The sequence below is a fragment of the Herbiconiux daphne genome, assembly GCF_024979295.1.
GTDB lineage: Bacteria > Actinomycetota > Actinomycetes > Actinomycetales > Microbacteriaceae > Herbiconiux > Herbiconiux daphnes.
The window spans coordinates 1-7,826 of the sequence record NZ_JANLCJ010000018.1; the positions used below are offsets into that span (position 1 = coordinate 1).

General features: G+C 36.5%; 15 protein-coding genes. 1 reads left to right on the forward strand and 14 read right to left on the reverse strand.

Annotated features, from left to right (window positions below; all coding sequences use genetic code 11):
* Positions 1-247 (reverse strand): hypothetical protein (locus tag N1032_RS21725; protein ID WP_259542253.1); only part of this gene is annotated, 247 nt, incomplete at its 3' end.
* 34 nt (positions 248-281) lie between these two features.
* Here N1032_RS21725 and N1032_RS21730 point away from each other — a divergent pair.
* Positions 282-446, forward strand: coding sequence for a hypothetical protein (locus N1032_RS21730; RefSeq protein WP_259542255.1), 165 nt, complete (start codon positions 282-284; stop codon positions 444-446).
* 222 nt (positions 447-668) lie between these two features.
* Here N1032_RS21730 and N1032_RS21735 read toward each other — a convergent pair whose 3' ends face one another.
* From N1032_RS21735 to N1032_RS21795, 13 genes are all read right to left on the reverse strand, one after another.
* A complete protein-coding gene (locus N1032_RS21735; protein WP_259542257.1) occupies positions 669-1,064 on the reverse strand; it encodes a hypothetical protein in 396 nt (131 codons plus the stop codon).
* A 297-nt stretch (positions 1,065-1,361) separates the two neighbouring features.
* Positions 1,362-1,622 carry a hypothetical protein gene (locus N1032_RS21740; RefSeq protein WP_259542259.1) on the reverse strand — a complete coding sequence of 87 codons (261 nt, stop codon included), beginning with the start codon at positions 1,620-1,622 and terminating at the stop codon, positions 1,362-1,364.
* Between the two features lie 14 nt (positions 1,623-1,636).
* The gene (locus N1032_RS21745) at positions 1,637-2,059 is read right to left on the reverse strand and encodes a hypothetical protein (protein WP_259542260.1); all 423 of its coding nucleotides are present in this window, start codon (positions 2,057-2,059) and stop codon (positions 1,637-1,639) included.
* A gap of 107 nt (positions 2,060-2,166) precedes the next feature.
* Entirely contained in the window at positions 2,167-2,376 is a 210-nt protein-coding gene (locus N1032_RS21750; RefSeq protein ID WP_259542261.1) for a hypothetical protein, read from the reverse strand.
* A 24-nt stretch (positions 2,377-2,400) separates the two neighbouring features.
* Positions 2,401-2,655, reverse strand: a complete 255-nt coding sequence (locus N1032_RS21755) for a hypothetical protein (protein ID WP_259542263.1) — start codon at positions 2,653-2,655, stop codon at positions 2,401-2,403.
* Positions 2,656-2,880: 225 nt separating this feature from the next.
* On the reverse strand, positions 2,881-3,030 hold the full coding sequence (locus N1032_RS21760) for a hypothetical protein (protein WP_259542265.1): 150 nt from the start codon (positions 3,028-3,030) through the stop codon (positions 2,881-2,883).
* A 642-nt stretch (positions 3,031-3,672) separates the two neighbouring features.
* Entirely contained in the window at positions 3,673-3,945 is a 273-nt protein-coding gene (locus N1032_RS21765) for a hypothetical protein (protein ID WP_259542266.1), read from the reverse strand.
* An 18-nt stretch (positions 3,946-3,963) separates the two neighbouring features.
* Positions 3,964-4,662 carry a hypothetical protein gene (locus N1032_RS21770; RefSeq protein WP_259542267.1) on the reverse strand — a complete coding sequence of 233 codons (699 nt, stop codon included), beginning with the start codon at positions 4,660-4,662 and terminating at the stop codon, positions 3,964-3,966.
* Positions 4,663-4,787: 125 nt separating this feature from the next.
* Entirely contained in the window at positions 4,788-5,306 is a 519-nt protein-coding gene (locus N1032_RS21775; protein ID WP_259542269.1) for a hypothetical protein, read from the reverse strand.
* A gap of 63 nt (positions 5,307-5,369) precedes the next feature.
* Complete coding sequence (locus N1032_RS21780; protein ID WP_259542270.1) at positions 5,370-5,825, reverse strand: hypothetical protein; 456 nt, start codon at positions 5,823-5,825, stop codon at positions 5,370-5,372.
* 137 nt (positions 5,826-5,962) lie between these two features.
* Positions 5,963-6,175, reverse strand: coding sequence for a hypothetical protein (locus N1032_RS21785; protein WP_259542271.1), 213 nt, complete (start codon positions 6,173-6,175; stop codon positions 5,963-5,965).
* An 18-nt stretch (positions 6,176-6,193) separates the two neighbouring features.
* A complete protein-coding gene (locus N1032_RS21790) occupies positions 6,194-7,135 on the reverse strand; it encodes a hypothetical protein (RefSeq protein WP_259542273.1) in 942 nt (313 codons plus the stop codon).
* 51 nt (positions 7,136-7,186) lie between these two features.
* Complete coding sequence (locus N1032_RS21795; RefSeq protein ID WP_259542274.1) at positions 7,187-7,747, reverse strand: hypothetical protein; 561 nt, start codon at positions 7,745-7,747, stop codon at positions 7,187-7,189.
* Positions 7,748-7,826 lie beyond the last annotated feature (79 nt).

The window sequence follows — 7,826 nt, forward strand, 5'->3', positions numbered from 1 at the left end:
AAATTCTTTCAAATTTATTCCCAAGGTCTTCTGGTCCATACTGAAATAAAATTCCTTTATCACCTAGGACTGAACCTTGTCTTACCATTTCACCAAGTGTTGAACGTGAACCTGTTTGTTCATAATTTTCTAATAAACTTTGAGAAGATGAATGAAATGATTCCACTATTGAACCAAATTGGAAATTCTTCATTCCGGTTCTAACACCATGGAATACACCCAAACCTGAACCAATAAAAGACGCCATAGAAGCTGATGAAAATTTTTCATCACCAGAGGCAATGTTAGAAGCTGTTTCAGCTGTTTGTCAAATACCTGTTGCAATAGGACCAACCACTGGTACAAATGATACACCAATCTTACCAACGGTCTTTCATGCTTCAGCATCACCTGTAAAAAGTGCTTTTTCAAGCTCACCAGTTACAATTGATTTAGCAAGTTCATAAGTACCAACGGCAATGTTTTTAATTCAACCAATTGGGTTTCATCATTCATCTAATCAACTTGTTTCCTCAGCTCTTTTTAGTGCACCAAGTCTACCAACTTCACTTGATGGAAGTGGTGCCATTGTATTTATTATAGTACCATATGATATTGGCATAGGCACCTCCTGTCATTTACCTTATTATATAACAAAAAACAGCCAAATGGCTGTCTTAAGAAAGTTATTAAAGGTCTTTTCCTTTTTTCATTGCTGTTCCAAATCCTGTTTTTGATGTTTTTACAATCACTCTTGATTTGTCTACAACTCCGGCAACATCATAGAAAGTATTTCCTACAAATCTTGTGTCTGCAATTGTTTGGTCAATTGGAGTTTCATTTGCTGCTTCAAAGTATAGTGACTCAACGTCTAGCGCAATGTAACCTACTTTGTTTGCTAGTGAAACTGGTGTAGTTGCTCCATCTTTGTAAGTTTTAGCTAGGTTAATGTCTTCTAGTACTGGAATACCGTTGTATGAGAACTTAGATGTTAATCCTGTTCCAAAGATTGGTGCTTCATTTTGGAATTGTGTTCCAACCACTCTAGATAATAGTTTAACTAGTCTTGGGTGCATTACAAGCACAATGTTTTGTGTACCGTGTTTGAAAGCATCTGATGTAGTTTGAAGTTTTAGAACGTCTTCATCAATTTCATCAAGTCATTGAATTGGTTGGATTGATGTGTCATCAAATTCTGTTGCAGCAACTGAACCAATAGCTAATTGCACTAGTTCTTCAGCTCTTTCAAGAGCCATTGCTCTAACGTCTGATGCAATTCTGTCAGCGTCAGCATCACCAATTGAGTTTACGTCAAATTCTTCATTAACAGCTTTTTTAAGACCAATAGCCTTTTTGATACCTGTGAAGATTTCAACTGTATCTCAGTCAAGTGCTGAGAATGAGTCAAGGATTGCAAGTGCTGATGTAGTTGTGTTAGTGTTAGCATTTGCTACATCTTTAACTGCTGCTCTTTTCAGTCTTTGTACGTTGTATTTTGCTGTAGCAGCTCCACCGTTTGATTTTAGAACAGGTGATAGTTGTACAGTCTTGTTTGTTGCAGCTAGCAATGGTAGCGCAAGGGTTGCATCAGCATAAACGGTTTCTTTTGCTGTTGCGTAAATTTCATTGAATTTCTTTGCCATTTTTTGTGGTCTCCTTAAAGTTTTTTAGTTAAATTTGGTGTTTCTTTTTTCTCAGCAACAGGAATTTTCTTCTCTGTCTTAACACCGGCTGGGTCTGTTGTTGGGGTTTTACCAAGAAATGCGTTGGCTTCAATTGTTTTCTTAATTTTCTCAACTGCAAGTTCTGGTGTGTCTTCTTCAGTAAGGTCAGACAACTTGATTGCTGCTTCCAATTTGGACTCATCTGTAAGGTCTTTTGCAAGTCCTCTAATCTTGTTGTTCTTTGCTTCTGATGTAATTTTAGACGCTTCTGAAATCTTACTTTCATAATCAGTCTTCAATTTATTTACCGCGGTATCCCTGATGACGTTAACTTCATTAGAGATGGATGCTGATTCCTCAGCTGTAATTTTATTATCTTTTACTAAAGATTCTAGAATTTCTTTCAATGTTGGCATTGGTATGCTCCTCCGGCCTTCTTACAGGCTTCAACAGCTTCTTACAACTGTTTCAAGTATATTATATGGCAAGAATGGTTTATATGGCTAAAAAAACAATCTCAGCCTTAGGCAAAGATTATTCTTTGTATTACCATTGAGTCATCATCTTGAGAAAATAACTTAATTGTTAGTGGTGGAATTCCATCAAATATAATATTGATGCTATCAGCCCATAAGAGCGTAATATCAATTTCTTCAAGGAAATTCAGTGTAGTATCATACTCATCTTTACAGATAATTATTTCATCACCTGTTGAAGCGGTAGAACTTTGCACTATCAATTTGTTGAATTCACGTTTTCAAGTGAACTTGTCAAATAGTTTTTTTCTTTCCAATTCTGTTTCAAAGTCAAATGCTTGCTGACCCGTTACTGTATAAGTAACCTCATATTTTTGGAATTTCAATGAGAATGTATCATTAACGCGTGATGGGTTAGCATAAACTAAGTTAAACATCAAAAGGTCTGAGTTTCCTGGGTTTCTAAAGTAAGCATAAGCAGCTGATTCAGTAAAAAATGTCATATCTTTAGTTGTGCCGTTAGCACCGCTATTCATATTAAACATTGTGTTTAATCATTGGGTCATCATAGCACTTGTTATTGGTCCTCTATTACCAGCAGCTTGACCATAGTAATATTCTGGATCTCCATAAGTAGCGTTAATAATACCTTTCATTGTATTGAATGCTTTTGCACCATCTTTACCATTTCTGTATTGTCTACTTAGACCTGTTCTGTCATCACCTCCAGAACTTTCAAAACCTGAGTTAACATCATTTGGTCAGTAGAAGTAATCCATGATTCTATGTACAACATTTTCAGTAATAATAGTTGGATTTGTAAGACCGGAAGTAATGATTATCTTACTTGGGTCAATACCTTGTCTTGCAATATCAGCAATGATTGCCGCTCTTGCTTCATTTTCATTCAATATTGTACCTGGGTTTGTTGTATAGGTTCATTTGTTTTGTGTCTTTGTACCAGAACTTAATGTTGATGGTGAAACAGTATTTAGATAAAACTTTTCAATTACTTCTTGGTCAGTTGAAGGAATGTATCAATTGTACATCAAGTAATCTGAAGTGTTTGTGGCAATATCACCAGGCAATGGTAATTTGTTCATTGCTTGAAGGTAATCACTTGGTTGCGGAATAGTTAATTGTCTATCAGTTTGAATAAGCTGCATTGTTGACATTTCAAAGTCTTTTTTAACTGTGAATTTCTTGCCAGCAAAATCAATGTCAAATCATCTTGAATCAATACGGAATTTAATGTCATTAAGCTCATATGTTTTATTGGCACTGTTGTTTGTAAATTGAATTGGAGTACTTGCTGATGGTGTTAGAAATCAAGGTAAATAAACTTGGTTAAAGGCATTTTGCCCTTGTCCAATTGTATAAGTTGAATTGATATATCTTGATAAGGCACACATAATCTGCTTCATAACTTTAACTTTGATTGTGTTTTCATCAGTTGGGTTATCACGTAGGTATTTTTCAAAGATACCATCAATAACCGCTTGTGGTTGCTTACCTTCAATTGAAACTGGGTTAAGTCCAGTTGTGCCAATAAGTCAATCAGGTCTTAAATCACCAGCTTTAGCAGTAGCTTGTTGTCCTGATGGAGGTGAAACCTCATGGTCTGATTGCTTAAATCTTTCACATTGCGCAAAAGAAGAAGAATATAAGTTGGACACAAGAATCATATCTTTAATGACGTTTATTTCTTTTGGTGTCATTACAATACCTGGAATAGCATTTTGTGTAGCTGATAAAGTATTTAAATCATTTAAACTCTTCCCACCATTTGTATCAAAAATGAATTCACGTGCAATAAACATTGGCATAGCAACGTTATAGTCAAATCAATCTAAGAATAGAGTTGTTTTATCTTGTATATCAACGCAAGTTGCTTTTACAGGGATAAAGTACTTATCTGTAGAAACGTTGATTATTTCATTGTTTCCATTTACATTTCCACGCACCTTAACATTGTTAAATAATGAAAGTTTAGGAATTTGAATACCAAAGTTACCAGCTTGATATGTTGGCAATGAACCAATACCTGAAAACTTACCTGTTGCTTTATCTTCAACGGCATAGTTTACAAATTTAATTCTTGCGTTTTGTACAGAAGCAATATAACCATTTATGTTTGAAAGTGAAGCAAGTGTCATTTTACCTTGAGTAAGATTAACTGATTGAACGTCAAGATTACCTGAGTCTTGAATTGCGTCAATTACAAACACTTCTTGGTTTTCATCTTCAAAATCAGCAATGTTCAAAGGTCTTTTTAAAGTTGCAATAAGTGGTTCTGGAATTAAACTTGTTTTAAAGTCATTTGTAAGAATTACAACATTACTTTCATATTTAAATTCAACACCATAGATAGAAGTTGCTTGAGAAATGTCAAGAACACCATCAGCGTTCATTATTCCTAAAGCTTCAAAGTAGTAAGCTGAATTATCAGCATCAAATTTTAGCTCCATATCATGTGAGGCAGAGTTCACAAATGGGTCTTGTGAAATAGAAACAACTGAGATAGTGTTTGGTTGAATAAACACTTTGTCTTTCTTTCAGTTGACCATCTTATAAGGATAGACACGCAAAACATTTTCAGGCATCACATCCTGAATAAATGTCTTGTTAATATCTAAATTTGGACTGTATTTGATTTCATTTGCCATAGTTACTCTCCTTGTACCTTACCGGTTGCCACTATTTCAGGTGATTGGGTACCTTTTCTGAGTGATTCAGCCTCTGCAATGTTCTTTTCAGCTATTCCAAGTGATTGTTCAGCTCTTGCCTTTACATCATCTCTTGCGGCACGCAGCATATCAATTCTGATTTGTTCAAATTCTGACATATTGATTTCAAATGTGATTTCAGTACCTGTCATATCAGCATAAATTACCGCTAATTTGTCAAGTTGTTTTTGCCTAAATAGTAGTTTTGCTTGCATATATTCAAATGCTTGTTGGTTGTATCTGGCAATAGAAGTGTCAGAAGGTGCCTGTGATTGATGAGCGTGGTCTCTGAATTGGTGTGAATACAACAGGATTTTACCTTCAAAGAATGAAGTAAGTTGCTGTAAAGCTGATAATGTCTCAGTACCAACTGAAACAGGTGCCAATGCGTTAGCAAGTTTTCCATCAGCATCTGATGTGTCAATGAATGACTGTCCATTAGCAACAATCTTATTTTCCATTGTCTTGGCATCTTGAACTGAGTTAAATGATGTGTTATTTAGGAATAGAACCTTGACTTTCTCTCAAGTTGAAGGGATTTTGTCAAAGAATGAGCCCATTTGGTCAAGCATAGGATGAATTTCCTTAGGAATATCAGGTAAATCAAGAGCATTATTGTGGAAAAGCATAGCAGGAATGTATGACATTTTGTAATCAACCTCAGACCCTTCCACAACATATGTGGTATTGTTGACAACATATTCTTCAGTTTTGACAACATTTCCACCAACTAGTCTAAAACAGATGTTAATTGGGTACTCTTTGTCCCTAACAGTGGCAACGGCATCAGTTGAAAGTATCAATTCAACTAATCTACCCGCAACTTTTGTGTAATCAACTACGTTTTCAGGCTCTAAAAGCACTTTTTCAGCAAATTTATAGGCTACAATAGCAAAACCATCACCTTTAAGTGATAACTTTTTACCTAATTTTTTATATTTTTCAATGAAACCTTGTGCTTCAAGCTCAGCAGAAGCCACACCTGACATTGCTATGTCATCAAATTTTAGGACAGAATCCTCAGCAATATAGTTAAGAAATGCATCCTTAACTTGTAGATTGCCATCTAATTTTCCTGTTAGTAATTGTTCAAATCAATTCATAGTTTAATCTCCTATCATTCTTCCATAGTACCAAATTCTTCATAAGGTTTAACATTATGCACAATTGCTCTAATAAAGTACAGTGCATATTCCCAAGAGTTTATGAAGTCATAGTCCTTTTCAAACCTTCCCTTTTCATTTCTCTGGGTCTGTCCTTCAGCAATGAAAGATTTCCTTAAATCAGACATCAGCTGTGTGTTTGCTTGGTCAATGATGATGACATTCATGTCAAATGCGGTATTTGTTCAGGTCTGCCTATGCATTATGTCCCATGAACCATGCTTTTGGGCAAGGAAGAAGACATAATCAGTAGCAATAGACATAGTTTTCTTATTTAAGATACTAATATAGTGTCTAAAATTATCATCAATTGATACCTTTATTTTACCAACAAAGTTCCTTATATGGCTTGTTGATTCCTTATAGGCTCTCATCACGCTTTCCATAGCAACTATCATTTGGTCTGAAAGGGCATCAATACGCTCACCAGCATCACCAACACCAGAAGTAGGGATAACTACCTGCGGTAGGGTCAGGATATTCATAATGATTTTGCCTGACGGCAATTGCCTTTTTGCCAATACGGTAGGCGTTAGCACCAATCTACGTCTGTGGTCAATGTCCCATCCCATAAATAAATCTGAAACCTCTGTTGATTTTTTCAATAGGGCATATGTATCAGCAGTTTCCAACTTCTCAGTGTTGTATGTTTTGGCATTCCCGCCATCACCATCAAATTTAAGCCCTAGGATAGCCGCAAGCTCAAATGAGTTGTTTGAGTTCATTGCGTTCATTGCACGTGCGTAAATGGTCCCATTGTTCTTTCTGAGGTGGTTCTCAAAGTGTTTCTTGATGATACCAAGTTTCTTGTAAATCTCATGCTCAATGTCAATCTGGTCAAACTTTTTCTCAAGGTCAGCAAGAGTATGTATGTCAAGGTCATAGCACGTCTTGTCAATGATTCTGGCAACAGGATTGGCAAACTTGGTTGTACGCTCAATTGCTCTTGACAGCTTCTGGTCAACCATAACCATTGTATGATTGTTGAAAAGGTCTTGTTTTACATAATTAAGGAAGTCTTCCTCTGGGAAGACAGATTCAGCATAGACAATCAGTGGATGGTCATCCCATGGGTTCATTGTGTAGTAGTACTTGGTAGTATCAACCTCAACGCCATATAGGGCCATGTAGTCATCATTCTGTCTGGAAATGGAATCCTTGATGGCATCAATTGAGTTTCAGAACTCTTCCGCATCAGGAACACCATTCTTGTCATTCATTTCAACCGGCTCCTCAAATATTACAAATGGGAAGAAACCGTTGTTGTATGCTGAAATACCGGCAACTGAGGCATAATCCTCAAATGACAGGTACTCAATCTTCTGGTTCTGCGTCTTCATCTTGTTCTTCATACGGTAGGTTTCAGACTGACCTTTCTCATAGTCAGGAATGGTGAACCCTTTAAGCTTGATTTTACCGGCAGTGTTGGAGAATAAGTCATGCAGCCTTGCTGCGGCATTGGTCTTGTACTTCTTGAAAGCAAGCCCATTGGCCCTGTAGTTTGTCTCCATATAGGAAAGCATACGCACTGAGCCCTTAAGTGATTTGCCTCCGCCCTTGGCACCAATGCAGATAATATCTGAAACAGGCAAGTTGAGCACATCAATCTGCTCCTGGGTCAAGATGTTGATTTCATCATCAAAACCAAAAGGCTTTTTAGGAGAAGCAGGCTTGGCAGCCTTTGCACCTTTAGTTATCTCTTTTTTTGCCACTATATCCAAAATTGGTTTGTCCGCCATAGAGCCTCCGTTCAATCAAATCAATGATTATACAACAATTATATGAGAAAAGAGCCTCAGACGGCTCCTAAATGCGTGA

What these genes read in the sequence shown, in the direction of transcription:
- N1032_RS21730 (WP_259542255.1), top strand. Translation starts at nt 282, where the DNA reads ATGTTAGAAGCTGTTTCAGCTGTTTGTCAAATACCTGTTGCAATAGGA.
- N1032_RS21740 (WP_259542259.1), bottom strand. Translation starts at nt 1,622, where the DNA reads ATGGCAAAGAAATTCAATGAAATTTACGCAACAGCAAAAGAAACCGTT.
- N1032_RS21745 (WP_259542260.1), bottom strand. Translation starts at nt 2,059, where the DNA reads ATGCCAACATTGAAAGAAATTCTAGAATCTTTAGTAAAAGATAATAAA.
- N1032_RS21755 (WP_259542263.1), bottom strand. Translation starts at nt 2,655, where the DNA reads ATGAATAGCGGTGCTAACGGCACAACTAAAGATATGACATTTTTTACT.
- N1032_RS21765 (WP_259542266.1), bottom strand. Translation starts at nt 3,945, where the DNA reads ATGCCAATGTTTATTGCACGTGAATTCATTTTTGATACAAATGGTGGG.
- N1032_RS21775 (WP_259542269.1), bottom strand. Translation starts at nt 5,306, where the DNA reads ATGGAAAATAAGATTGTTGCTAATGGACAGTCATTCATTGACACATCA.
- N1032_RS21785 (WP_259542271.1), bottom strand. Translation starts at nt 6,175, where the DNA reads ATGAATGTCATCATCATTGACCAAGCAAACACACAGCTGATGTCTGAT.
- N1032_RS21790 (WP_259542273.1), bottom strand. Translation starts at nt 7,135, where the DNA reads ATGGCCCTATATGGCGTTGAGGTTGATACTACCAAGTACTACTACACA.
- N1032_RS21795 (WP_259542274.1), bottom strand. Translation starts at nt 7,747, where the DNA reads ATGGCGGACAAACCAATTTTGGATATAGTGGCAAAAAAAGAGATAACT.